Origin of the sequence: Massilia sp. CT11-137 (assembly GCF_047302885.1) — a bacterium.
GTDB classification, from domain to species: Bacteria; Pseudomonadota; Gammaproteobacteria; order Burkholderiales; family Burkholderiaceae_D; genus Telluria; species Telluria orientalis.
Genome location: NZ_JBKYMP010000002.1, coordinates 1564755 through 1590801 on the forward strand (window position 1 = coordinate 1564755; position 26047 = coordinate 1590801).

Annotated in this window: 21 protein-coding genes; all 21 read left to right on the forward strand. The window is 66.0% G+C overall.

Features of this window, described 5'->3' with window-relative positions; genetic code table 11:
• Positions 1-12: 12 nt before the first annotated feature.
• The 21 genes from epsE to ACEN98_RS23780 all read left to right on the forward strand — a co-directional run bounded on the left by epsE (position 13) and on the right by ACEN98_RS23780 (position 25939).
• Positions 13-801: a polysaccharide export protein EpsE gene (epsE, locus tag ACEN98_RS23680; RefSeq protein WP_413387369.1), complete on the forward strand. Its 789-nt coding sequence runs from the start codon at positions 13-15 to the stop codon at positions 799-801.
• Between the two features lie 247 nt (positions 802-1048).
• Complete coding sequence (epsF, locus tag ACEN98_RS23685) at positions 1049-2458, forward strand: chain length determinant protein EpsF (protein WP_413387370.1); 1410 nt, start codon at positions 1049-1051, stop codon at positions 2456-2458.
• 14 nt (positions 2459-2472) lie between these two features.
• Entirely contained in the window at positions 2473-3357 is an 885-nt protein-coding gene (gene epsG, locus ACEN98_RS23690; protein ID WP_413387371.1) for a chain length determinant protein tyrosine kinase EpsG, read from the forward strand.
• 1 nt (position 3358) lies between these two features.
• Positions 3359-4258 carry an exosortase B gene (gene xrtB, locus ACEN98_RS23695; protein WP_413387372.1) on the forward strand — a complete coding sequence of 300 codons (900 nt, stop codon included), beginning with the start codon at positions 3359-3361 and terminating at the stop codon, positions 4256-4258.
• Positions 4255-4947 carry an exosortase-associated protein EpsI, B-type gene (gene epsI, locus ACEN98_RS23700; RefSeq protein ID WP_413387373.1) on the forward strand — a complete coding sequence of 231 codons (693 nt, stop codon included), beginning with the start codon at positions 4255-4257 and terminating at the stop codon, positions 4945-4947. Before xrtB ends, epsI begins: the two co-directional genes overlap by 4 nt.
• 6 nt (positions 4948-4953) lie before the next feature.
• Positions 4954-6420 (forward strand): O-antigen ligase family protein, encoded by a 1467-nt coding sequence (locus ACEN98_RS23705; RefSeq protein WP_413387374.1) that lies wholly within the window; start codon positions 4954-4956, stop codon positions 6418-6420.
• Entirely contained in the window at positions 6417-7934 is a 1518-nt protein-coding gene (locus ACEN98_RS23710; RefSeq protein WP_413387375.1) for an oligosaccharide flippase family protein, read from the forward strand. The genes ACEN98_RS23705 and ACEN98_RS23710 overlap by 4 nt, the downstream gene beginning before the upstream one ends.
• Positions 7931-9142 (forward strand): glycosyltransferase family 4 protein, encoded by a 1212-nt coding sequence (locus tag ACEN98_RS23715; protein WP_413387376.1) that lies wholly within the window; start codon positions 7931-7933, stop codon positions 9140-9142. Before ACEN98_RS23710 ends, ACEN98_RS23715 begins: the two co-directional genes overlap by 4 nt.
• A 4-nt stretch (positions 9143-9146) precedes the next feature.
• Entirely contained in the window at positions 9147-9923 is a 777-nt protein-coding gene (locus tag ACEN98_RS23720; RefSeq protein ID WP_413387377.1) for a glycosyltransferase family 2 protein, read from the forward strand.
• A 366-nt stretch (positions 9924-10289) separates the two neighbouring features.
• Complete coding sequence (locus ACEN98_RS23725) at positions 10290-12521, forward strand: heparinase II/III family protein (protein WP_413387378.1); 2232 nt, start codon at positions 10290-10292, stop codon at positions 12519-12521.
• A gap of 170 nt (positions 12522-12691) precedes the next feature.
• Complete coding sequence (locus ACEN98_RS23730) at positions 12692-13549, forward strand: beta-1,6-N-acetylglucosaminyltransferase (protein WP_413387379.1); 858 nt, start codon at positions 12692-12694, stop codon at positions 13547-13549.
• A gap of 324 nt (positions 13550-13873) precedes the next feature.
• Positions 13874-14515, forward strand: a complete 642-nt coding sequence (locus tag ACEN98_RS23735) for a YidC/Oxa1 family membrane protein insertase (protein ID WP_413387380.1) — start codon at positions 13874-13876, stop codon at positions 14513-14515.
• Between the two features lie 118 nt (positions 14516-14633).
• Positions 14634-15842: a glycosyltransferase gene (locus ACEN98_RS23740; protein WP_413387381.1), complete on the forward strand. Its 1209-nt coding sequence runs from the start codon at positions 14634-14636 to the stop codon at positions 15840-15842.
• Positions 15843-15845: 3 nt separating this feature from the next.
• On the forward strand, positions 15846-17132 hold the full coding sequence (locus tag ACEN98_RS23745) for a phenylacetate--CoA ligase family protein (RefSeq protein ID WP_413387382.1): 1287 nt from the start codon (positions 15846-15848) through the stop codon (positions 17130-17132).
• 86 nt (positions 17133-17218) lie between these two features.
• Positions 17219-18307 carry a glycosyltransferase family 4 protein gene (locus tag ACEN98_RS23750; RefSeq protein ID WP_413387383.1) on the forward strand — a complete coding sequence of 363 codons (1089 nt, stop codon included), beginning with the start codon at positions 17219-17221 and terminating at the stop codon, positions 18305-18307.
• On the forward strand, positions 18307-20265 hold the full coding sequence (locus ACEN98_RS23755; RefSeq protein WP_413387384.1) for an alginate lyase family protein: 1959 nt from the start codon (positions 18307-18309) through the stop codon (positions 20263-20265). Before ACEN98_RS23750 ends, ACEN98_RS23755 begins: the two co-directional genes overlap by 1 nt.
• 43 nt (positions 20266-20308) lie before the next feature.
• Positions 20309-21439 (forward strand): non-hydrolyzing UDP-N-acetylglucosamine 2-epimerase, encoded by a 1131-nt coding sequence (gene wecB / locus ACEN98_RS23760; protein WP_413387385.1) that lies wholly within the window; start codon positions 20309-20311, stop codon positions 21437-21439.
• A gap of 13 nt (positions 21440-21452) precedes the next feature.
• Positions 21453-22202, forward strand: a complete 750-nt coding sequence (locus tag ACEN98_RS23765; protein ID WP_413337487.1) for a WecB/TagA/CpsF family glycosyltransferase — start codon at positions 21453-21455, stop codon at positions 22200-22202.
• 138 nt (positions 22203-22340) lie between these two features.
• Complete coding sequence (galE, locus tag ACEN98_RS23770) at positions 22341-23339, forward strand: UDP-glucose 4-epimerase GalE (protein WP_413337488.1); 999 nt, start codon at positions 22341-22343, stop codon at positions 23337-23339.
• A gap of 18 nt (positions 23340-23357) precedes the next feature.
• Positions 23358-24524 (forward strand): sugar phosphate nucleotidyltransferase, encoded by a 1167-nt coding sequence (locus tag ACEN98_RS23775; protein WP_413337489.1) that lies wholly within the window; start codon positions 23358-23360, stop codon positions 24522-24524.
• On the forward strand, positions 24521-25939 hold the full coding sequence (locus tag ACEN98_RS23780) for a mannose-1-phosphate guanylyltransferase/mannose-6-phosphate isomerase (RefSeq protein ID WP_413387386.1): 1419 nt from the start codon (positions 24521-24523) through the stop codon (positions 25937-25939). Before ACEN98_RS23775 ends, ACEN98_RS23780 begins: the two co-directional genes overlap by 4 nt.
• Positions 25940-26047 lie beyond the last annotated feature (108 nt).

The following is a 26047-nucleotide window of genomic DNA, read 5'->3' on the forward strand; positions in this document are numbered from 1 at the left end:
GGAGTGAAGAAGATGAAACGACTCGTACACTGGATGGTTGCGGCAGTCCTCATGCTCGGCGCGGGCGTGGCGGGTGCGGCGGAAATCCTGCTGGGCCCGGGCGACGTGGTCAAGGCATCGGTCTACGGCAGCCCCGACCTTGCAATCGAGACGCGCGTCTCGGAAGGCGGCACCATGACGTTCCCGCTGCTGGGCGAAGTGCAGGTCGGTGGCCTGACGACGCAACAGGCGGAAAAGAAAATCGGCGGCCTGCTCGAAAAGGGCGGCTACCTCAAGAAGGCCCAGGTCAACCTCCTGATCACCACGCTCGCGAGCCAGCAGGTGTCGGTGCTGGGCCAGGTCAACCGTCCGGGCCGCTACCCGGTCGACGGCCCGCGCAAGGTGCTCGATCTGCTGGCGCTGGCCGGCGGCATCGGCCCGGAAGGCGGCGACATGGTCAGCCTCGTGCGCACCCGCAACGGCGTCACCACGCGCGAAACCATCGACGTCGTCGACATGGTGCGCAAGGGTGAACTGAACCGCGATTACGAAGTCGCCGGCGGCGACATCATCTTCGTCGAGCGTGCGCCGCGTGCCTACATCACGGGCGAAGTGCAGCGTCCGGGACCGTTCCGCCTGGAACGCGCGATGACCGTCCAGCAGGCGCTGTCGGCCGGCGGCGGCCTGACCCAGCGCGGCACGCAGCGCGGCCTGCGCATCACGCGCCGCGACGCGAACGGCGCGGCGCACACGATCGAAGCGAAGGCCGACGACCTCGTGCAAGTGGACGACGTCATCACCGTAAAAGAAAGCTGGTTCTGATGGTGGGGACCTTGATAAACCTACTGCGCGTCGCATGGCGGCGGGGGCGCCGAGCCCTGCGGTGTTCCGCTACGGCGGACCGGCCGTACCGTAAGTACGGCTGCGCTTCTCGGCCAGCTCTGCTTCCGCTCGCTACGGTTTCTCAAGGTCCCGATATGGCAGTGGTATGCAAAGAGTTTTTGAGGTTGTCTTGAAGTACTGATTGCGGCTTTTGGGTTTTTGTTCCACTCCGTTTTAAAGGTTCATCATGAACGTTCATCAATTCCTGCTGATCTTGCTTGCACGGAAGAAGATCATCCTGACGACCCTGCTGGTCACGGTCGCGCTGGCCCTCGGGTTCAGCCTGATTCAGGCCAAGACGTACAAGGCAACGGCATCCGTTCTGTTGAACTACAAAGGCGTGGATCCATTGACCGGGCTGACGATGCCGGGGCAACTGCTGCCGGGCTACATGGCGACGCAAATCGACATCATCAGCAGCAAGAACGTGGCGCTGCGGGTCGTCGACGCGCTGCACCTGGCGAATAGCCCGGCCGTCGTCGAACAGTTCAAGGATGCAACGGAGGGCAAGGGTTCGGTGCGCGACTGGCTGGCCGACCTGCTGCTGAAGAAACTGGAGATCGTCCCGTCGCGCGAATCGTCCGTCGTCGAGATCAGCTTCAAGGGCGCGGACCCCGCGTTCGCGGCCGCGGTGGCGAATGCGTTCGCCGACGAGTACCAGAAGATCACCGTCCAGCTGAAGACCGATCCGGCCAAGAAAACGGCGTCGTACTTCAACGAACAGACCAAGCAGTTGCGCGACAACGTCGAGGCCGCGCAGGCCCGCCTGTCCAAGTACCAGCAGGAGAAGGGCATCGTCAGCCTCGACAACAACCGCGTCGACGTCGAACTGGCGCGCCTGAACGACCTGTCCGCGCAGCTGGTCGCGGCGCAGACGGCCGCGATGGAAGGAAACTCGCGCCAGGCTGCCGCCGGCTCCGCGCTGACGTCGCCGGACGTCGCCAACAACGCCCTGATCCAGACGATGCGCGCCAACGTCGCCCAGGCGCGCGGCAAGTTCGCCGACACGTCGCAGCGCTACGGCAAGAACCACCCGCAATACCAGGCCGCCAAGGCCGAGCTCGACAAAGTCCAGGCCGAGCTGAATGCCGCGCTGGGCACCGTCTCGCGCAGCGTGGGCGCGAATGCCCAGGTGCTGCGCCAGCGCGAGGCGGAACTGCGTGAAGCGGTGGCCCAGCAAAAAGCGAAAGTGCTGGAAATGAACCGCGCCCGCGACGAACTGGGCGTGCTGCTGAAAGACCTCGACAGCGCCCAGCGCGCGTTCGATTCCGCGTCGCAGCGCTTCTCGCAGACGCGCATCGAGGCGCAGTCCGAGCAATCCGATATCTCCCTGCTGAACCCGGCCGTGGCGCCGACCCAGCCGTCGGGCCCGCGCGTGCTGCTGAACACGCTGATCGCGTTCTTGCTGGGCACGATCCTCGGTGTCGGCCTGGCGCTGCTGCTGGAACTGCTGAACCGTCCGGTGCGTTCGGCCAGCGACGTCAAGGACATGCTGGGCATCCCCGTGCTGGGCACGATCGAATGGAAGTCGCCGCGTGGACGGACGGGGGGCATCCGCTCGCTGATGACGCCGCGCCGCCTGCTCCGTCTTAACTGATCCTGGATTCCACCATGAACTCTCCGATATTCAACACGCTGCCCGCCGATCATGGGCTTGAACGTCTGGGTCCCGAGACCAGCATGGGTGCCTTGCTGCTCGACTCGGGCAAGCTCAAGCCTGAAGACGCCGAACGCGTGCTGCGCATGCAAAAGGAGACCGGCATCCGCTTCGGCGAAGCGGCCGTGCGGCTGGGCCTGGTCAGCGAGGACGACATCCAGCAGGTGCTGGCGCGCCAGTTCTCGTACCCGTATCTGCAGAAGGGCCAGGCCGGCCTGTCGCCGAAGCTGCTCGCCGCGTACGATCCGTTCTGCCCGCAGGTCGAATCGCTGCGCGCGATCCGCAGCCAGCTGATGCTGCGCTGGTTCGCGCGCGGGCGCCGCGCGCTGGCCATCGTCGGCGTGGATCCGGAAGACGGATCCGCGCTGTTCGCGTCGAACCTGGCGATCGTGTTTTCCCAGCTGGGCGAGCAGACCCTGCTCGTGGACGCGAACCTGCGCGCCCCGCGCCAGCAGGACGCGTTCGCGCTCAAGCCGCGCCAGGGCCTGTCCGACCTGCTGGCCGGCCGCGCCGACCTCGACGTGATCGCGCGGGTGCCGGCGTTCATCGAGCTGTCGATCATGCCGGCCGGGACGCTCCCGCCGAACCCGGGCGAACTGCTGGCACGCGAAGGCTTCCGCAACCTCAACACGCAGCTGGAAAGCCGCTACGACGTCGTGCTGTACGACGTGCCGCCATTCCAGCTCGGCATGGATTCCGTCGCGGTGGCGAGCCGCGCGGGCGGCGCGCTGCTCGTCACGCGCAAGAACTACACGCGGATCTCGCACATCGGCCGCGCCGCCGAGCAACTCGTCGATGCCGGCTGCGAAGTCCTCGGCTCCGTGGTGATGGAGTTCTGACATGGACACCGGAGCACGCGCCAGCACCGTGCGGCAGCATGCACCGGACCTGCGTGCGCTGCGCGGCGTCCTGCCCGAATGGTGGCCGGTCTTCCTGGGCCTGGCCATCCTGTTCGTCCCCACGTTCTACGACCTGTTCACCGGCGCCTGGGTCGGCGAGGAGCAGGGCCACGGGCCGATCATCTTCGGCCTCGCGCTGTGGCTCATCTACCGCAAATGGCCGGACGTGCTCGAGGCGACGACACCCCCGCGCGCCAGCTGGGCCGGCTGGCCCATCCTCGCCATCGGCCTGGTCGCCCACCTGCTGGGCCGGTCGCAGAACATCCTGATGCTGCAGATCGTCGCGATCATCCTCGTGATGGCGGCCGTGCTGCTCGTCAAGCGGGGCGGCCGCGCCCTCCGGGTGCTGTGGTTCCCGTTCTTCTTCATGCTGTTCATGGTGCCGCTGCCCAGCGAATTCGTCGCCGCGGTGACGATGCCGATGAAGATGGCCGTGTCGTGGGCGACGGAACACCTGCTGTTCGCGTTCGGCTACCCGATCAGCCGCTCCGGCGTGATCCTGCAGATCGGCCAGTACCAGCTGCTCGTGGCGGACGCGTGCGCCGGCCTGCAGACCCTGCTGACCCTGGAAGCGCTGGGCCTGTTCTACCTGAACCTGATGCGCCACCCGTCCGCGTTCCGCAACATCGGCCTCGCCCTGTTCATCGTCCCGATCTCGTTTTCCGCCAACGTCATCCGCGTCGTCGTGCTCACATTGATCACGTATTACTTCGGCGACGCGGCGGGGCAGGGTTTCCTGCATGGGTTCGCCGGCATGGTCCTGTTCGTCACGGCGCTCGTGCTGATCCTGTCCATCGACTCCGCGCTGCAATGGTGGGCGCGGCGCAGGGAGGTGGCATGAACCGCAGATTCATGGCCAGCGTGGTCCTGGGCGTGGCAATGGCGGGCACGTCCGCGCTGACGGGCGCACTCACGCCGAAGCAGAAGGTGGCCGCCGTGCAGGAGCGGTTCGACCTCGAGGCGATGATCCCGAAACGGTTCGGCAACTGGACGGTCGACAACACCGTCGTGCCGCTCACGCCCGACGAGACGCAGAAGGAACTCATCGCCACGCTGTATGACCAGACCCTGGCGCGCACCTACGTCAACGATGCGGGCCAGCGCGTGATGCTTTCGATCGCATACGGCGGCGACCAGAGCAAGCAGCTGCAGCTGCACCTGCCCGAAGTCTGCTACGTGGCGCAGGGCTTCGACATGGTGCAGGATCACAAGGCCGAGCTCGCCACGCACTACGGCAGCGTCCCCGTGAAACGCCTCGTCGCGCGCCAGAACGCGCGCAACGAACCGATCACGTACTGGGTGACGGTCGGCGACAAGGCCGTGATGTCCGGCCTGGGCCAGAAATACCAGCGCTTCCTGTACGGCCTGACGGGCAAGATCCCCGACGGCATGCTCGTGCGCGTGTCGACCATCGAGGCCGACGAACACAGCGCCTACCGCGTGCAGGACCGCTTCGTGAACCAGATGCTGGATGCCATGTCCCCGCACGACCGCACCAAGCTGCTGGGCGCGGCCACCAACAAGGGCTGACGGGACATGCAGAACTTCCTCCTGGTCTTCTATACCTCGCTGCCGTTCATCGCCGTCGTGGTGCTGGCCATCATGGCCGTGGCCGGGATGGGCGTCGGAATGGTGTGGCCGCGCTTCCTCGCGTACGTGTACATCGCCGTGTTCTTCTTCAAGAATTCGACGAGCTACGGTTCGCTGGCGACCGCCGCCGCGCCAGGCATCTACAGCCGTGGCTCCGGGGTACTGTTCTTCCCGCTGCTGCTGTGGTGCATGGCGGGGGCGTGGTGCTGCGCGCGCGTGTCGGCCGGCTTCCAGCGCTATCCGGCCCCGCCGTGCAACCTGCGGCCGTGGTTCCTCGCCTGGAGCCTGCTGCTGGGTGGCCACGTCGCGGTGGCGCTGTTCTCCAACGTGACCCTGGCGGAAGCGCTGGCCCCGTCCGGCTTTTCCAACATCATCTGGATGGCGCCGCTCGTTTCGCTGATGCTGCTGGCGTTCCGTACCCGCGAGCACGCGATCGAACTGTCGCGCTTCATCATGCTGGCGGGCCTCGGGCGCGCCCTGTTCGGCCTTGCGCGCTGGGCCTTCCTCGGCGGCGACCCGAACAACGTGTATGCGAACATGAACGCCATCAAGATCAAGCTGACGTTCTTCGACATCAACGACAGCCTGCTGTGCACGATCGCGTTCGCCATCGCCGCCGTCAACCTGTTCCAGGTGGTGAAAAACAGGCGCTCGCTGTTCTGGACCGCGATCGACTGGTCGACCCTGCTCGCGACGGCCGCGTGCATCGTGCTGTCGTACCGCCGCAGCGCGTGGATCGGCTTCGTGCTGGCCTTCCTGATCATCATGATGCGTTTCCCGCTGCAGCGCCGCATCCACATGATGGCGCTCGGCGCGCCCGTCCTCGGCGCCGGCCTGCTGTACGCGGCGTTCAAGCGCCTGGGCCATACGAAGGGCGCGGGCGGCGGATTCTCGAGCCTGTTCTACGACATGGAATCGAAGCGCTTCGGCGCCGAAAGCGAGCGGGTGCTGGAATTGAAATTCGCGCTGGCCGATTTCATCTCGCACCCGCTCACCGGCATCGGCACGTGGGGGCGCTACACGGGCTACCAGCACATCTCGTGGCAGGCGGGGCAGGACGGCGGCCTGTTCCTGCACAGCGGCGTGCTGCACATCGCCCTGAAGGCCGGGCTGCCCGGCCTGATCCTGCTGGGCGGCACGATCTGGGCGTTCACCCGGCTCGCGCGCCGCGCCCTGCGCACGTTGCCGCCCGACCTGCTGGGCCTGGCGACGGCCGGCGCCGCGGGCCTCGCGTTCATGCTGCCCGACCTGCTCGTCGGCACGCCGTTCCCGCAGGTGCGGACGACGCAGATGCTGGCGATCTGCCTCGCGCTGCCTTACGTGGCGATGGCCGTGGCCAGCGCGCAACCGGCCGTGCAGCCCGTCGAGTCCCGCAAGCGCCGCCACGTCAACCTGGTGCCGGCGCACGTATGAACCTCAGCCTCGTCCGCAATGCCTTCTCGAACCTGCTGGGCGCCGTGATCCCCGCGCTGGTGGCGCTGGGCACCGTGCCGCTCGTCGTGCAAGGGCTGGGCGACGCGAACTATGGCGTGTACTCGCTCGTGACGGCGATCGTCGGCTATTTCGCCGTCATCGACATCAATGTCACGGCCGGCTCCGTGAAATACATCGCGGAATTCAACGCCCACAAGGATCAGGAACGCATAGCCGAGACCCTTTTCTTCGGCCTGTCCGTGTACTCGCTGCTGGGCCTCGTCGGCGGGCTGGGCCTGTTCTTCGGCGCCCACTTCTTCGTCACCCGCGTGTTTTCCGTGCCGGCGGCGCTGGAGCACGAAGCGGTCGCGACACTCCAACTGGCCGCGCTCGGCTTCTTCCTCGGCCAGTTGCAGAGCTATCTGCAAAGCGTGCCCCAATCGCTGATGCGCTACGACATTGCGAGCCGCATCGAAATGCTGTTCGGCACCGGCGTGCCGCTGTTGACGGTGGCCGTGCTGATGCTGGGCTATGGCTTGTTTGAAGTAATCCTGCTGCGCGTCATCATGAGCGCGATCAATTGCGCCGTACTGTGGCGCAGCATCCGCCGCCTGCTGCCGGACCTGCGCTACCGTAAGCCGGGCGCGGCGATCCGCAAGGAATTGCTGGGCTTTTCCGCGTACTCGTTCCTGAGCCGCTTCGCCACCTTGTCCTACGCATATGCCGACAAGCTCATCATCGGCGCGCTGGTCGGCGTGACGGGGCTCGCCTACTTCACCGTCGCGTCCACGCTCGCGAACCGTATCCTCAGCCTCACGTACCGCCTGTCCGGCGTGTTCTTCCCGGCCGCGAGCGCGCTGGCGGCCCGTGGCGAGCTCGAGCGTTTGAACCAGTTGTACCTGAAGGCGAGCCGCTACGTCGTGTTCATCAACGCGTCCGTGCTCGTGCTCGTCGCCGTGTTTTCGTACCAGATCCTGTTCTACTGGATGAACCCGCAGTTCGCCCGCGCGGGGCAGGTCGTGCTGGCCGTGATGGCGCTGTCGCAATTCATCGATTCGCTGACGAGCCTGCCCTCACTGGTGAACGACGGCATGGGCCATCCGCGCTTTTCCGGCATGTTCGCGCTGGCGCGCGCCCTGTTCGGCCTGCTGGTCGTCTACGTGGGCGTCGCGGGCTGGGGCATCGACGGCGCCGCGTGGGGCCATCTGATCGCGTCGATGCTGCTGACGTGCGCCTTCCTCGTCGCCGTGCACGGCCGCACGGTGCCCGCGCGGCTTGGCGAGCTCGTCCGTAAAGCCTATCTGCCCAGCGTGGCGGGCGTGGCCGTCGTCGCGGCCGTCGCCAGCGCGGGCAACCGCCTGTTCGACGGCGGCCCGGTCGATCTGCTCCTGCTCGTGCTGCTGACGGCGGGCCTGCTGCTCGCGTACGGCAGCCTGTTCGTGATCGACCGCGACGACAAGAACCTGGCATGGACGCGGGTGAAGGGGTTGTTATCGATGAGGAAAGCGGCTTGAAAGTCTTGATGGTGTCGGAAGACTTGCCGGGCACGCAGGTGGGCGGCCTGGGCAAGCATGTCGTGACGTTGTCGAACGCGCTGCTCGAGCTGGGGCACGAGGTCGACATCATGGGACGCAGCGACCGGTTCCACGGTGGCAGCGCGGCCGAGATCGGCTTCAAGGGACGCGTGCTGCCCGGCTTCGATTTTTCCCGGCCGGGGTGGAAAGAGTCGCAGCTGGGTTTCTTCAATCCCGTCAAGCGGCCATGGTTTGCGCGCAGCATCGCGCGCGCGCTCTTGCGCGAGGCGGGCAAGTACGACGTCGTGCACTACCACGGCCACTTGCCGATGGCGGGGCGCTACGTGCCGCGCAGCGTCAACTTCGTGCAGACGCGCCACGACCAGGGCAGCGAATGCGTGATCCATTTGCGCTTCAGGCAGGAACACGTGTGCACGACGCTCGACGCGCGCGACTGCGCCGCCTGCATCCACCCGGCGCCGAACGCGGTGCGGCGCGAGATGTCCGGGCTGGCCGTGCGCCGCTACCGGTCGGAGACGGCGGAAGCGTTCTCGCGCCACAAGACGATCTTCGTGTCCGACTTCCTGCGCCAGGCATTCCTGCGCGCCGTGCCGGACGCGGACCTGTCGCGCGCGCGCGTGATCCACAACTTCATCCGCTACCCGTACCTGCGCGAGCGCGCGGCGCGGCCCGACGAGGTGAGGGCGGGGGAGGTCCTGCTCGTCGGCCGCATCGATGCCGGCAAGGGCTTCGGCGAATTCCTCGCGCAGGTGCAGGGCTGGCTGCCGAAGCATGCGCGCGTCACCATCATCGGCGACGGTCCGCTGCGGGGCCAGCTGGAGCGCCGCCATGCGAACGGGCAGGTGCGCTTCCTCGGCTGGCTGCCCTACGACGAGGTGATCCGCATGTCGGCGCGCAGCCACGTGCTCGTGATCCCGTCCGTGTGGGAAGAACCGTGCGGCACCACCGTGCTGGAAGCGCTGGCCCTCGGCAAGCAGTGTCTCGCGCTGGCACGCGGCGGCACGCCGGAGCTGGCCGCGTACCAGTATTACGACGGCCAGCTGCAACTGGCCGAGACCATGCCGCGGCTCGTGGAGCGGCTGGCCCACATCCTGGGCCGTGCGCCGGTGACGGTGCCGCTGCCCGATGCCTTCCCGATGGACGTGTTCCACGCCGTCCCCCAGATCCTGGACTTCTATCACGAGTGATCCCATGAACAAACCGACCTTTTCGATCGTCACGTGCACCTGGAACAGCGCCGCCACCCTGGCCGACACCCTCGCATCCGTCCAGCGGCAGACCTGCCAGGACGTCGAGCACATCTTCGTCGACGGCGGTTCCACCGACGGCACGCTGGAGATGATCGCGGCGTACCCGGGCCGCAAGCGCGTGCTGCGCGACGTGGGCGGCGGCATCAGCCGCGCCATGAACCAGGGCATCGAGGCGGCCACCGGCGAGTACGTGGCGCACCTGCATTCGGACGATTACTACGCCAGCGACGACGTGCTGGAACTCGTCGCCGAGCGCTTCGCCAGCGAGCGCGTGGACTGGGTGTTCGGCACCGTGCAGGTGTTGAAGGATGGCCAGCTGATTCCGCCGTACCGCATGGTGCCGTTCAGCTACCACGCGTTCGCGGCGGGCCGCGCGTCGGTGCCGCATCCGGCCGTCTTCATCCGCCGCAGCGCGTTCGGTCGCGTGGGCATGTTCGACGAAACGCTGAAATACGCGATGGACATCGACCTCTGGCTGCGCCTGGGCAAGGTGGCGCGGCCGGCCACGATAGCCCGGCCCTTGACCGTGTTCCGCGACCATGCGGGCAGCGTCTCGTCCGCCAACAAGATCAAGGCGCGCCAGGAGGAGTTCCAGGTCCGGCGCCGCTACCTGAAGGAGGCGCCGCTCGCGTTCGGCATCTATTGCCTGCGCTACGCCAGGCGCATGCGCGCTCTGCGCGCCGAGGCGCATGCCGGCGTACCGGTAATGCAATCGTAATGTCTGTTCCAGATCAGATAAATAACATGATTGTCGAAGTGATTAAATCGATGGCGAATTCATAAACTTTGCCGAAATAGCCGCACAGTTTTCAAAAAGTCTTTTCTGTAAAAAAACGGCTTTTAGCTGCCTGGAAATATTACCGTTAATAAGGGGTCTACAGGGTCGTCCGATTTGTGGGGTATACGAGAAAAATCTTTGATTTCTAAGGGAATTTTTCCGCGAGAAAATTTATTTGCGGTACTATTTCTCGTATCGAACAGCGCTCATTTGCATCAGCAGAGCGCTTCAAGCAAATCGGGCCCTGGCTTCCTGCCGACGGGCTGACCCTCTAGTCGTCCAGTTAATATTTCTCGGAGCAAGCACATGAAATTTCACCGGAAGGGCGTTGTCGCCGTCGCCGCACTGTCGTCGCTGTTGATGTCGTTCAGCGCGCGCGCCGACTGGGCCCAATCCACCGATCCCCTGGTCGTCCAGCCCGCGCCGGCCAATGGCGCCGTGCAGGCACAGAACCCGCCGGGTTTCGCCTGGGCGCGTCATCCGACCGGCCCGGCCAGCTACGAGATCGAGATCACCCCGTCGGGCGGCTCGCCGGTGAAGGCGACGGTCGAGCGCAACTGGTACCTGCCGACCAAGGCGCTGGCACTGGGCAATTACACGTGGCGCGTGCGCGCGGCCGGTTCGACGGAATGGTCGACCCCGCGCGCGTTCGCGATCACGAGCAAGTCGACCGTGTTCGAAGTGCCCGACAACGCCACGCTGCGTTCGCGCATCCTGAACAAGGCGCGCCCCCGTTCGCTGGCCCCGTCCTTCACCGCGTACTCGACGTGGAGCTCGGCCAAGAAGGCCGACCTGGATCCGTACGTCAGCCGCCTGATCAACGAAGTCAAGCTGCAGATGACGGCGCTGCCCGAGCTGTCGGATTCGCGCTGGCCGATCGTGATCGCGTCGCCGCTGACGGCGCAGATGGCGTCGCAGCAGACCGACGTGCGCAACCGCATCAACGAATCGTCGCGCCAGCTGGAAGCGGCCGCGGTGCTGTGGCGCCTGAAGAAGGACCCGGTCCACCTGGCCGAAGCGCTCAAGCGCGGCGACCAGCTGGCCGCGCTGAATCCGGCCGGCCCCACCAGCTACGCCAACCAGGACCAGGCCACGCGCCAGATCGCGCTGTCGCTGCTGAAGGGCATGGACCTGCTGGCCGGTGACCTGGACGCGACCCGCAAGGCCAGGTGGCTCGCCGTCGTCAAGACGCGCGTGACGGAAATGTACGGCAACATCGCAGGCGACAACGGCCGCCTCGACCAGTACCCGTTCGATTCGCACGGCAATACGCTGATGATCTACATGGCGCTGATCTCGACCCTGGCGCTGGGCGACATCCCGGAAGCGCAGACGTGGTTCGACTTCACGTTCCGCTCGTACGTGAACACCCCGTCGCCGTGGTCGGGCGCGGAAGGCGGCTACGCCAACGGCACCGCCTACGCCGAGTACGCGGCGGGCTACATGACGGCGCTGTGGGACCCGATCGTCCAGGCGACCGGCGTGAACCTGTACGCCAAGCCGTGGACCTTGGGCTTCCTCGATTTCGCGACGCAGTTCACGCCGCCGGGCTCGAAAGTCCACGCCTTCGGCGACGGTTCCGAGACGAAGCCGGACCCGCGCGTGTTCCGCGCCTTCGCCAACCGCATGGTGTCGCCGCGCGCCGCCTGGTACGTGGCGAACCTGCCGGGCCTCGAGGATTCGCTGTCCGTGGTCGAAGCGCCGTATCCCATGCCGGTGACCGGCACGACGCTGAAGATCCCGCCGTCGAACTCGGCCTACTACCCGAGCACCGGCTGGGTGGCGATGCACAGCGACATCGGCTCGACGGGCCGCACGTCGTTCTACTTCAAGTCCAGCCCGTACGGCTCGTTCAACCACAGCCACGGCGACCAGAACGGCCTGCTGCTGTCGGTCGCCGGCCAGCCGCTGCTGGTGAAGGCCGGCTGGTACGACTGGTATGGTTCGCCGCTGTGGACCGACTGGTACCACCAGACCAGGTCGCAGAACGCGGTCACGTTCGACGGCGGCAAGGGCCAGGTAGTCACCGGCTACCGCGAACAGCTGCAGCGCAACGGCCGCGTCACCGGCTTCTCGGCCCAGTCGACCTACGACTACGCCGAAGGCGACGCGACCCCGTCGTACGGCGGCCAGTTGACGATGGCCAAGCGCCAGATCTGGTACCTGCACGGCCAGAACGCGATGGTGGTGCGCGACAGGATGCAGGCGGTCGTCGCCCACACGTACGAGTGGAACTTCCACGCGCCGGTGGCGATGACGGTCGAAAGCCCGTCGAGCGTCAAGATCGCGGCGGGCGGCCAGTCGGTGTGCCTGCGCGACCTGAACGGTAATGCGCCGTTCGCCAAGTGGAGCGGCCCGGCGCCCAAGTCCGGCGTGACGGAAGACCACGGCGCGTTCTACCTGAAGAACGACGGCAAGTCGGCGGCCGAGTTCCTCGTGCTGATCGACGTCGGCTGCAAGCGTCCCACCACCAAGGTCGCCACGTCGGGCACGACCCGCACGCTGACGGTCGGTACGCAGTCGGTGAACCTGAACTAATTGGAACCTCGAGAAACCGTCGCGAGCGGCAGCAATGGCGTCTGAGAAGCGGAGCTGTACGCGAGTACAGCGAGCATCGCAGGACGACGTTGCAACGCGCAGCAGGTTTATCGACGTTCCAAACTCAGGCGTCACGTGGTGTCGTAACGCGCCGTGCTAGACTCGGCGCGATGACGACACAGGTATTCCTGATCCAGGCACACAAGGACCTGGACCAGCTCAATGCGCTGGTCGAGCAACTGCGCGACGACGAGTTTCGCGTGGTCGTGAACCTCGACCGCAAGTGCGCGCTCGACCCGGCCGCCGTGCACCCGTTCGCGCGGCTCGTGCGCGACCGCGTCGACGTCCACTGGGGCACGTTCAGCCAGGTGCAGGCGGTGCTCAACGCCCTCGCACAGATCGTGGCCGAGGTGCCCGATTTCGACAAGGTCGTCTTCCTGTCCGCCCAGGACTTCCCGTTGCTGTCGAATGCGCGCCTGAAAGAAGCGCTCGCGCGCCACGCCCACCAGGAACTGCTGGACACCGTCGCCATCGGCACCGGACCGGGCCAGTGGGCGGCCGGCTTCCGCTACCAGTATTTTTACTGCGACGACGGCCCGCGCCTGCTGCGCACCGCCTGCCGCATCGCCAACCGCGCGATGCGCGCGACGGGGATCGTGCGCCGCCTGCCGGGCGGCATGCGGCCGTACGGCGGCTCGTCGTGGTGGGCGCTGTCGCGCGCCTGCGTGCAGGACATCCTCGCGCGCGTCGCGCGCGACCCCGGCCTCGTGCGCTTCTTCCGCCGCTGCGCGTGTCCGGACGAGATGTTCTTCCAGACCCTCGTGATGAATTCGCCGTTCGCATCCCGCGTGCTGGGCCAGAACTTCCGCTACGTCCAGTGGCCCGAACACGGCGCCCGCAACCCGAAAATCCTCGACGAAGGCGACTTCGAGCGCATCGCCGCGTCGCGCGCCCACTTCTGCCGCAAGATCGACAGCGAGGCCAGCGCCGCGCTGCTGCCGCGCCTGCTCGCGCTCAGGGCGGCTTGATATCCACGGGTCACCGACCCGACAGTCCAACGATGCGCGGGGGGCGCATCCCGGCCAGCGCCAGCGCCGCATCGAACGCGTCCAAGCGACGTCTGGCCCGGGCCTGCGTGGCGGGCACATCGTCGACTCCTCGCACGTGGCGCGGCCCGCCTGCCGCCTGAACATGGCCCGCGTCGCAGTGTTACGCGTTCTTTCCGACCTCTGCCATGCTGCGGAAAAACTGAACTCAACGTCCCAGAAATCCTGAGAATACGGATCGTTTTGATCTTTATAATTCTGGCCAGATTTCGAACGATTATTGGTTTCGGCTTATTGAGGACGTATATGGATAAATTTCTTGACGGGCTGATGTCCGCGCTTGCTTCACTCTTCGAGGGCAATATGGGATGGGCTATTTTGGTGCTCGCCCTTACGGTACGGTTGGCCCTGCTGCCTCTGACGCTGCACCTGTCCCGCAAAATGCTCGTCAACCAACGAAAAATCCGCGACCTCCAGCCCCAGGTCGACGCGATCAGGGAACGCATGAAGCACGATCCGCAGGCGATGTTCGCCGCGGTTTCAAAGCTGTACAGGCAGAACGGCGCGCACGTGATCGACCGCTCCAGCATCCTCGGCGCATTCGTGCAGTTGCCAGTCTTCGGCTTGCTCTACAAAACGGTCAGCAACGCAAGCGCGGCAGGCGGATCCTTTCTCTGGATGAGGAACCTGGCGTCGTTTGACGCGGTGCTGACAGCTGTCGTGCTGGTGCTCACCGGCATCGCAGCGTACTACCTGCCGTCCGGCTCGAACGCCCCGTCGACCGTGATGGTTGCGGTGCAAATCGCCATCACGGCCATCTTTCTGTGGAAGATGTCGGCCGGCCTGGGCCTGTACTGGGTAGCATCGTCCGGTGTCAGCATCGTCCAGAATGTCGTACTGCGCCGCGAACAGAAACGCGTCCCGCAGTCGTCCGTTTCCGACCGATGACGGACGCTCGACAAGTTCCAGCCACGCGTACCAGCATGCCTTAAGACTCGCGCAATTGTGCGCAGTGACGAGTAAGCTAGAATCGGATTCCATGCGTTGTTCATAAGGCAAGGAATCCATGCGCTCCATCCTCTTTGTCGTCCGCGATCCATTGCCCCCCATCCGCGCCGACGTGCGCACCCTGTTCGGCACCGAGATGCCCCGCTATGGCGTGGCGACGGAACTGGTGGGGCAGGGCGGCAGCGGCGACGCGTCGCCGTGGCCGGCCGGCGGCATGCACGTCGTCGGCTCGCTGCGCAGCCGCTTCGCCAGCGTGTGCGCGCCGCTGTGGGACCTGCTGGGCCTCGTGCGCGCGCTGCGTCACGGCCGGCCCGACTGCATCCAGGTGCGCGACAAGATCGCCAGCGGCGTGCTGGGCCGCATCGTGGCCGCGCTGCTGCGCGTGCCGTTCCTTTACTGGATGTCGTTTCCCATCGTCGAAGGCTTCGAGGTCCGGCGCGACGATATCGGCCGCTCGGGCCGCGGTTTGACATGGATGGGGCATGCGCTGCGCGCGTGGGCATCGCGCGTGGTCATCTACCGCTTCGTGCTGCCCGGCGCGCGCCACGTGTTCGTGCAGAGCGATGCGATGGCCGACTGGCTCGCCGCGAAAGGTTTCGACCGGTCGACCATGACGGCCGTGCCGATGGGCGTGGACGCCCAGTTGTTCGACCGCGCCAATGTCGACCCGGTCGACGATCCGCGCCTGGATAACCGCCGCGTCGTGCTGTACCTGGGCCGCATCGCCCGTTCGCGCCGGTCCGACTTCCTGCTCGACGTGGCGGACAAGTTGCGCGAGAAAAAACCCGACGTGCTGCTCGTGATCGCCGGCGACGCCCCCTCCGACGACGAGATGGCGTGGATGCGCCGCGAAATCAAGCGGCGCCGCCTCGACGACCATGTGTTGCTGACGGGCTGGCTGCCGCAGCGCACGGCGCTCGGCTATGCCGTGCGGGCCGAGGTGGGCCTGTCGCCGATCCCGCGCGGCACCCTGTTCGACGTGTCGTCGCCCACGAAGCTCGTCGAATACCTGGCGCTCGGCATCCCCAGCGTCGCCAACGATATTCCCGACCAGAAACTTGTCATCGACGAGAGCGGTGCCGGCCTGTGCGTGACGATGGAGCCGGTGCCGTTCGCCGATGCTGTGCTGCAATTGTTAAATGACGCAACGCTTGCTGCCGAGTTCGCATTACGTGGGCCACCGTACGTAACAAGCCATCGAACCTATGATATTCTCGGTAACAATGTTGCAAAAATTTATAGGAAAATCCTGGCGGAGTCGACCTAAACCATGTCGATGTGGACCTACTCGCTGAAGTGCTCGCTGCGTTCGCTCGTGCGCGAAGTGGTCCGCAACGTCTGGGGCAGGGCGTTCGTCTATCCTGGCCTCGCCGCGAACGAACGCTCGCGCGAGGCGCTCGCCGCCTACGTCGCGCGGCGCGCCCGGCAGGTCGGCGTGCCGCTGGACGGCGACGGCACGTCGCTGCCGCGGCTGTCTCCCGGCAGCGCCATGCTGACCAAGGCCGACGTGCGCCAGCGCCCGGAACAGCTCGTGCGCCCGCGCGGCCCCGGCTCCTGGGTCCGCACGACCATCAAGACGAGCGGCACGTCCGGCTCGCCGCTGACCATCGTGCAGTCGCTCGGCAACCTCGTGCGCGAAGAGGGTTTCGTGCACCGCCAGCTGCAATGGATAGGCTGGCGCAAGGGCCAGCCGCGCGCGTGGATCCGCGGCGACATCGTCTGCCCCGACCATCCCGCGGACGGCCGCTACTGGTGCCGCGACTGGGTGGGCAATATGCTCATGATGTCGTCGTACCATTTGTCGAACGAGACGATCGGCCGCTACATCGCCGAACTGGAACGCTTCGATCCCGTCGTGATCCACGCGTACCCGTCGTCGATCGCGGCGCTGGCCGCGTGGCTCAACGCGGCCGGTAGAAGCTATCGCGGACGCGCGTTGCGCGGCGTGATGACGTCGTCCGAGACGCTGGAACCAGGCGTGCGCGCGGCCGTCGAGCAGGCGTTCGGCGTGAAGGTGTTCGACTGGTACGGCCAGGCCGAGCGCGTGGCCGCCATCGGCACGTGCGAGGAGGGCCGTTACCACGTGCTCACGGATTATTCCGGCGTCGCCCTGCTCGAGACCGAGGGCGGTGCCTGCGAGCTGGTCGGCACGTCGCTGAACAATGCCGCGATGCCGCTCGTGCGCTACCGCACGGGCGACACCGTGATCCCGGACGGAGCGCCTTGCCCGTGCGGCCGGGTGTTCCCGACGATCAAGGCCGTGATCGGGCGCCAGGAAAGGATCGTGACCCTGCCGGACGGCCGCATCATCGCCCGGCTCGACCGCGTTTTCCAGGGCCATGACCGGCACCTCGTCGAAGGGCAGGTGCTGTACCGCGGCGACGGCGAGTTCGTGCTGCGCGTCGTGACGGCCGACGGTTTTTCCGATGCGGACGAGCGGGCGCTGGCCGACAAGTTCCTGCTGCGCGTGCCCGGCGTGAAGGTGCGCGTCGAGCGGGTGGCGGCGATTCCGCGTGGGCCGAACGGCAAGTTCGAGTTCGTCGCGATCGAGAGTTGAAGCGTGCGCACGGCCGAAAAATCATGATGTACTATCGAAATATTGTCCATTTTATAAGGGCTTGAGCGTTGGAACGACCAGCACAGATGCGGACGAAGGCCCCGCCACGGGTCCTGATGGTCGGCACCGCGCTCGAAGGCAGGGGCGGGGTGGCGGCGGTGGTGTCCGTGCTGCGCCGTCATGGCCTGTTCGAGCGCGAAGCGGTGCGCTACGTGGCCACCCACCGCGACGGTTCGCCCCTGGTGAAGGCGCAGGGCGCGCTGGCCGGGTTCTGGCACACGCTCGTCGCCTGCCTGGTGCGGCATCCGGCCGTCGTCCACGTGCACGCGGCGTCGCACGCGAGCTTCCTGCGCAAGTCGGTCGTGCTGCTGATCGCGCGCCTGGCCGGTTGCAAGACCATTTTCCACTTGCACGGTGGCGGCTTCCGCACCTTTGCCACCGAAGAGTCGGGCACGCTGCTGCGGCGCTGGATCCGCCACACGCTGGAAGCGAGCTCGCTCGTGATCACCCTGTCCGAAGGCTGGGCCCAGTTCGTGCACGCGTTCGCGCCGCGCGCCCGCGTGGCCGTCGTGCCGAATGCCGTGCCGCTGCCGGTGCTGCCATCCCGCGACGCCGCCGTGCCCGGCCGCATCCTGTTCCTCGGCCGGCTGGAAACCGCGAAGGGCGTCCATGAATTGCTGGAAGCGGGCGCCCGTATCGTGCGCGAGGCGTCCGGTCCGACGCCGCTGCGTCTCGTGTTCGGCGGCGAAGGCGATGCGCAAGGGGTGCGCCGGCGCGCGGCCGAGCTGGGCATCGCCGAACGCATCGAGCTGCTGGGCTGGGTCGGCCCGGAGGCGCGCGACGCCGAGCTGGCGAAGGCCAGCGTGTTCTGCCTGCCTTCCCACGCGGAAGGCTTGCCGATGTCGATGCTGGAAGCGATGGCGGCACGCAAGGCCGTCGTGGCGACGCACGTCGGCGGCATTCCCGAAACCCTGCGCGACGGCGACAACGGCCTGCTGGTGCCGCCGCGCGACGAACGGGCGCTCGCCAGGGCGCTGGCACGACTCCTGGGCGATACCGCCCTGCGCGACCGGCTGGCCGACCGTGCGCGCGCAACCATCGAACAACAATACTCAACCGAGGTGGTGTGCGGGCAATTGTCCGCTATCTACCGTGAACTGGCGGGGACACGATGATGAGCGAAGCGACAGGGATGGTCTGGCTGGTCAACCGATTGCGCTGCATGTCCGTGGCCGAGGTCGGCTATCGGATCCAGCAGGCGGCGCTCACGCGCGTGGCGAAACGCATGCGCGCCCGCGCCGCGCCGCCGCTGCCCCGGGCCCGCACGTTCAGTGTCCACGGTGCCCCGACCCTGTCCCAGGCCGAGCGCGACGCGCTGCTGGCGGACGCCGACAGCATCTGCGCCGGCCACGTCGTCCTGTTCGCCAACCGCCGGTTCGACGTCGGCATGCCGCCCGTGTGGAACCGCGATCCGGACACCGGCGTCGTGGGGCCGAGCATCTACGCGGGCGACATCACGATCACGAACCGCGAACAGGTCGGCGACATCAAGCACGTGTGGGAACTGAACCGCCACCTGCACCTCGTGCGCCTCGCGCAGGCGTGGGCCGTGACGAACGACGTCGCCTGGCTGCACGCGCTGCAGACGCAGCTGCGCAGCTGGCTCGACCAGTGCCCGCCGCTCGTCGGCCCCAACTGGACGAGCTCGCTGGAACTGGGCATCCGCCTCATCAACTGGGGCCTCGTGTGGCAAATGATCGGCGGCGAAGGCAGCGGCCTGTTCGCAGGCGAGGAGGGCCAGCGCCTGCGCGCCGACTGGCTGGACAGCATTCACGCCCATTGCAGCGCGATCGCACGGCACCTGTCCCGCCATTCGTCGGCGAACAATCATTTGATCGGCGAACTGGCCGGCCTGTACGTGGGCGCGTCGATCTGGCCGTGCTGGAAGTCGTCGGGCGCGTGGCTGGAACAGGCGCGGCGCGAACTGGAGCACGAAGCGCAGGCGCAGTTCTCGCGCGACGGCGTGAACCGCGAGCAGGCGTTCGCGTACCACATCTTTTCCTCCGAATTCCTGTTCGTGGCGGGCCTCGTCGGCCAGGCCTGCGACCACCCGTTCTCGCGCGCCTACTGGACCGCCTTGCTGCGCGCGCTGCGTTTCCTGCGCTCCGTGCGCGACCTGAAAGGCAACGTGCCAATGGTCGGCGATGCGGACGACGGCATCGTGTTCCGGCTGGATTCTCCCGCCAACGACCGCGCCGAACAATTGCTCGCGCTGGGCGACGCTGTGCTGCGCCGCATGCCGCCCACGCACCCCGGCGTGCGCTGGCTGCTGCACACCTTGCCCGGCAAGCGGCCGGAAGCGGATCCGCACGAATCGGAGACGGGCTGGGCGTTCCCGGACGGGGGTTATTTGCTGTTCGGGTCGCACTTCGGCGAGCCGAACGAAATCAAGGGCATGGTCGATTGCGGCCCGCTGGGCTATCTCGGCATCGCCGCGCACGGCCACGCGGACGCGCTGGCGCTGACCCTGTCCATCGGCGGCGAAGAGTGCCTCGTCGATCCCGGCACGTATTCGTACTGGCAGGAACCCAAGTGGCGCGATTACTTCCGCGGCACGTCGGCGCACAACACGGTGCGGATCGACGGGCTCGACCAGTCGGTCTCGGGCGGACGCTTCATGTGGCTGAAAAAGGCGCGGGCCTCGATCGAGCGCATGCCGCAATCGCCGCACGAATTCGATTTCCGCGGTTCGCACGACGGTTACGAGCGCCTCGCGGATCCCGTCCGGCACATGCGCAGCGTCCGGTTCGACGCGGCGAGCGCAACTCTGGTGGTGCGCGACGAGATCGCCGCCAAGAAACATCACCAGGTCGAGCTGTTCTGGCATTTCGCGCCCGGCCTGGACGTGCGCCTGAACAGCGCCGGCCTGCACGTGCGGGGCAAGCGCTTCGCGCTGCAGATGCATGCGCACGGCGCGGACCTGAAGCTGGAACTGGTGCGCGGCAACGAAAACCCGCCGCTCGGCTGGTACTCGCGCTGCTATGAAAGCAGGCAGCCATGCGACGTTCTGAAGGTCAGCACCGTATCGTCCGCCGTTCCGGTCGAGTGCAAGTTTACAATAACGTTTTTCTAACAGCGTTTTTCCATAATTTCCATAACTAAAGGGATTGTTTCAAATGCTCATCTATCTGGTCGCAGGTGCCCGCCCGAACTTCATGAAAATCGCGCCGATCGTGCGCGCGCTGCAGGCACGCGCGGATGCGCCGGCGTTCAAGATCATCCACACGGGGCAGCACTACGACCGCGAGATGAACGACGTGTTCTTCGAAGAACTGGGCATCCCGCAGCCGGACGTGTTCATGGCGGCAGGCGGCGGCAGCCACGCCCAGCAGACGGCCAAGATCATGATCGGCTTCGAAGAGCTGTGCCAGGGCGAGCGCCCGGACGCCGTGCTCGTCGTGGGCGACGTGAACTCGACGCTCGCGTGCTCGATCGTCGCCAAGAAACTCAATATCCCGGTCGCCCACGTCGAGGCCGGCCTGCGCAGCGGCGACATGGCGATGCCGGAGGAAATCAACCGTCTCGTCACCGACAGCATCTCCGACTGGTTCTTCGTCACGGAACCGTCGGCCGTGGAACACCTGCGCCGCGAAGGCAAGAAGGACGGCGCGATCCACTACGTCGGCCACGTGATGGTCGACAACGTGCTGTACCAGGCCGAGAAATTGAGCAGCGCGGACACGTCCGCATTCGAGACGAGCAAGTGGAAGGCCGAACGCAAAAAAGGGGGCAACGGCGCAGGCGAGCGCTACGGCGTGGTGACCCTGCATCGTCCGAGCAACGTCGACGATGCGGCCACGTTCACGCGCATCGCCGGCGCGCTGAAGGAGATCGCGGCCGACCTGCCGCTGATCTTCCCCGTGCACCCGCGCACCCGCGCGAACCTCGAGAAATTCGGCATCGACCTGGGCCCGAACGTCACGCTGGCGGGCCCGCAGGCGTACATGGCCTTCCTGAACCTGTGGAAGGACGCGGCCGTCGTGCTGACGGACAGCGGCGGCCTGCAGGAAGAAACGACGGCGCTGGGCGTGCCCTGCGTCACGATCCGCGAGAACACGGAACGTCCCGTGACCGTGGACGAAGGTTCGAACGTGCTGGCCGGCACCGACCCGGCCGCGATCCTCCTCGAGGCGCGCAAGATCCTGCGCGGCGAGGGCAAGCAGGGCCGCCGGCCGCATCTGTGGGACGGCCGTGCGGCGGAACGCATCGTGGACGTCCTGACGAAGGAAATCCGCGGGCAAAGTTAATCATGAGGTAGACATGAACGAGCGCATCACGCTGATGGGGTGCTCCATCGACAACCTGACGATGGAAGAGACATTGCAGACGGTCGAGGGGTTCATCCATACAGGACGGCCCCATCAACACGTGGTGGTCAACGTCGACAAGCTGGTCAAGGCCAGCCGCGATCCGGAACTGCGCCGGATCATCAACGATTGCGCGCTCGTGAATGTCGATGGCATGCCGGTCGTGTGGGCGTCGCGCCTGCTGGGCCGGCCGCTGAAGGAACGGGTCGCGGGCTGCGACCTGTTCGAGGCGCTGATGCGGCGCGCGGGCGAGAAGGGCTGGCGCGTGTTCCTGCTCGGCGCCAGGGAAGACGTGGTGGGCAAGGTGGCGTCCACGTACCGGCACAGATATCCGAACCTGGTGCTGGCCGGCTACCGCAACGGTTACTGGAAGGGCGAGGCGGAAGAGGCGGACGTGGTCGAACAGATCCGCGCCGCGCGCCCCGACCTGTTGTTCGTGGCGATCAGTTCGCCGAAAAAAGAGCAGTTCCTCGGCCGCTGGCAGGCCGAGATGAAGGTGCCGTTCGCCATGGGCGTCGGTGGTACCTTCGACGTGGCGATCGGACACGTGAAGCGCGCGCCGCTCTGGATGCAGAAATCCGGGCTGGAATGGTTCTACCGTTTCCTGCAGGAGCCGCGCCGTATGTTCCGTAGATATTTTATCGAGGACATGGCCTTCATCTGGCTGTTCCTCAAGGAGTTGAAGTTGAAGGGCGCACGATAGCGTCCACGAGGTTGTAGTACACCAAAACACCAGACAGGGATGGCGCGGGGGACTCTTTCCGCGCCGACAACATAACGATGCGCGCCGGCTCCAGCAAGAGCACGGCGGCAGCAACACTTTTACGAAAGAAGAGCATTCATGAAGATTCTCGTTACTGGCGGCATGGGTTACATCGGTTCGCACACCGTCGTGGAACTGCAGAACGCCGGCCACGACGTGGTCGTGTACGACAACCTGTACAACGCGGTGCGTTCCGTGCAAGACCGCGTGCAAAAGATCACCGGCAAGCCGTTCGTCTTCGTCGAAGGCGACATCCGCGACCGCGCGGCCATGGAAGCCGTGTTCGGTGCCCACAAGATCGATGCCGTGATCCACTTCGCCGGCCTGAAGGCGGTCGGCGAATCGGTGGCGCAGCCGCTGCGCTACTACGACAACAACGTCTACGGCAGCGTCGCGCTGTTCGAGACGATGGCCAAGTTCGGCTGCAAGACGCTCGTGTTCTCGTCGTCGGCCACCGTGTACGGCGATCCGGCCTCGGTGCCGATCAAGGAGGACTTCCCGCTGTCGGCCACCAATCCGTATGGCCGCAGCAAGCTGATGATCGAAGACATCCTGCGCGACGTGTTCAAGGCCGAGCCGGACTGGCGCATCGCCCTGCTGCGCTATTTCAACCCGGTGGGCGCCCATGAAAGCGGCCTGATCGGCGAGGAGCCGAACGGCATCCCCAACAACCTGGTGCCGTACATCGCCCAGGTCGCCAACGGCCAGCGCGAAAAACTGTCCGTGTTCGGCGGCGACTACCCGACGCCGGACGGCACCGGCATGCGCGACTACATCCACGTCGTCGACTTGGCCATCGGCCACGTCAAGACCCTGGACAAGCTGGCACAGGGTGCCGGCCTGCACACGTACAACCTCGGCACCGGCAACGGCAATAGCGTGCTGGAAATGGTGCATGCCTTCGAGAAGGCCTGCGGCAAACCGATTGCCTACCAGATCGTTGACCGTCGCCCCGGCGACATTGCCAAGTGCTACGCCGACCCGACGAAAGCGCGCGAGGAACTCGGTTGGACCGCGCAGCGTGACATCGCTCAGATGTGCGCTGATTCCTGGCGCTACCAGACTACTCCAAAATAAACGTATGAGGACCGAACCATGAAAGCGATGATTCTTGCAGCAGGCAAAGGTACGCGTGTACGTCCGTTGACCTATGACCTGCCGAAACCGATGATCCCCGTGCTGGGCAAGCCCGTGATGGCCTACCTGATCGAGCACCTGCGCAAGCACGGCGTGACCGAGATCATGGTGAACGTCAGCCACCTGCACGAAAAGATCGAGGAATACTTCGGCGAGGGCGAGCAGTACGGCGTCCAGATCGGCTATTCCTTCGAAGGCTACACGAAGGAAGATGGCGAAGTCGTTGCCGTGCCGATCGGTTCGGCCGGCGGCATGAAGAAGATCCAGGAATTCGGCGGCTTCTTCGACGACACGACCATCGTCCTGTGCGGCGACGCGCTGATCGACCTGGACCTCAAGGCTGCCCTGGCGGAGCATCGCCGCAAGGGCGCCGTGGCGTCCGTCATCACGAAGGAAGTCCCGTGGGACAAGGTGTCGAGCTATGGCGTCGTCGTGACCGACCAGAATGGCCGCATCACCCAGTTCCAGGAAAAGCCGAAGCAGGAAGAGGCGCTGTCGAACTTCATCAGCACCGGCATCTACATCTTCGAGCCGGAAGTGATCGACCTGATCCCGTCGGGCGTGGAGTTCGACATCGGTTCCCAGCTGTTCCCGCTGCTGGCCGAAAAGGGCATGCCGTTCTATGCCCAGGGCCGTCCGTTCAACTGGCTGGACATCGGCAGCGTGAGCGATTACTGGGAAGTGCTGCAGAACGTGCTGACTGGTGAGGTCAACCATATGGATGTGCCGGGCATCCAGATCGAGCCGGGCCTGTGGACCGGCCTGAACACGAGCATCGACTGGCGGGGCACGACGATCAAGGGCCCCGTCTACATCGGTTCCGGCGTCAAGATCGAGGCCGGCGCCACGATCATCGGCCCCACGTGGATCGGCCATGGCAGCCACATCTGCGAGGGTGCCGAGGTCGTCCGTAGTGTGCTTTTCGAGTACACTCGCGTGCTGAACGACGTGACTTTACATGAAATGATCGTTTTCAAAGACTACAGCATCGACCGTGCCGGGGAGATGAAGCATTCCTCCGAGTACAGCTCGTCGGAGTGGCTGAACGCGCGCGACCGTCGCCGCAGCCGGCGCAAAGAGCAGGCCGAAGAAACAGACAAGACATTAGAGAAAGCCAACGCATGAAAATTTACCCAGTCATCCTCTCCGGCGGTGCCGGTACCCGTTTGTGGCCGCTGTCGCGGGCAGTGATGCCCAAGCAGCTGCTGCCGCTGGTGACGGACAAGACGATGCTGCAGGAAACCGCGCTGCGGGTCCGCGGCTGGCCGGGGTTGATGGCGCCGCTGGTGGTTTGCGGCAATGAGCACCGCTTCCTCGTGGCCGAGCAGCTGCGCGGCGTCGGCATCACGCCGCACGGCATCCTGCTCGAGCCGGCGGGCCGCAACACGGCCCCGGCCGTGGCAGCTGCGGCCGCCTTCCTGAAAGCGCAGGATCCGGACGCCGTGATGCTCGTGCTGCCGGCCGACCACGTGATCGAAAAGAACGAAGCGTTCCGCCTCGCGGTGGAACGTGCCGCGGTCCAGGTGGAGCAGGGCGCGCTGGCCACGTTCGGCATCGTGCCGAGCGCCCCGGAAACGGGCTATGGCTACATCCGCCGCGGCGAACCGCTGCCGGGCTGCGACGATTGCTACAAGATCGAGCGCTTCGTCGAAAAGCCCGACCGCAACACGGCCGAAGGCTTCGTCGCCGACGGCGGCTTTTACTGGAACAGCGGCATGTTCATGTTCCGTGCCGACCGCTTCCTGGCCGAGATCGGGAAGCACGCGCCGACGATCGCCGAGGCCGCCGGCGCCGCCGTGCAGTCGGCGTACCGCGACCTGGACTTCTGCCGCCTGGACGAAGCCGCGTTCGCCGCGAGCCCGTCCGATTCGATCGACTACGCGGTGATGGAACATACGCGCGACGGCGTCGTCGTCGCGGCCGACATCGGCTGGAGCGACGTCGGTTCCTGGTCGGCGCTGGCCGACGTGCAGGACAAGGATGCCAACGGCAATGCGATCCGCGGCGACGTCTACCTCGACAGCACGAGCAACACGCTCGTGCGCGCCGAGAGCCGCATCGTGGCCGTCGTGGGCGTGAAGGACCTCGTCGTCGTCGAGACGAACGATGCCGTGCTCGTCGCGCACAAGGACCAGGTCCAGCGCGTGAAGAACGTCGTCGACCACCTCAAGGGCAACGAGCGCACGGAACACCTGTATCACACGAAGGTGTACCGTCCGTGGGGCTATTACGAAGGCATCGACGCGGGCGAGCGCTTCCAGGTCAAGCGCATCTGCGTGAAGCCGGGCGAAAAGCTGTCGCTGCAGATGCACCACCACCGCGCCGAGCACTGGATCGTCGTGTCCGGCACGGCCCGCGTCACGTGCGGCGACAACGTCACCCTGCTGTCCGAGAACGAGTCCACGTATATCCCGATCGGCATGACGCACCGCCTGGAAAACCCGGGCAAGCTGCCGCTGCACCTGATCGAAGTGCAGTCCGGCAGCTACCTCGGCGAGGACGACATCGTCCGCTTCGAGGACATCTACAAGCGGGCGTAAGCCCACATCCCCGCGTCCGCATTTCTCGTGCGGACGCGTCTTTTCCTTTAGTTCCGTAGCGCTACAGTGCGTATGGCCGCGCGCATGCGGCATACAATGCATCGTCGA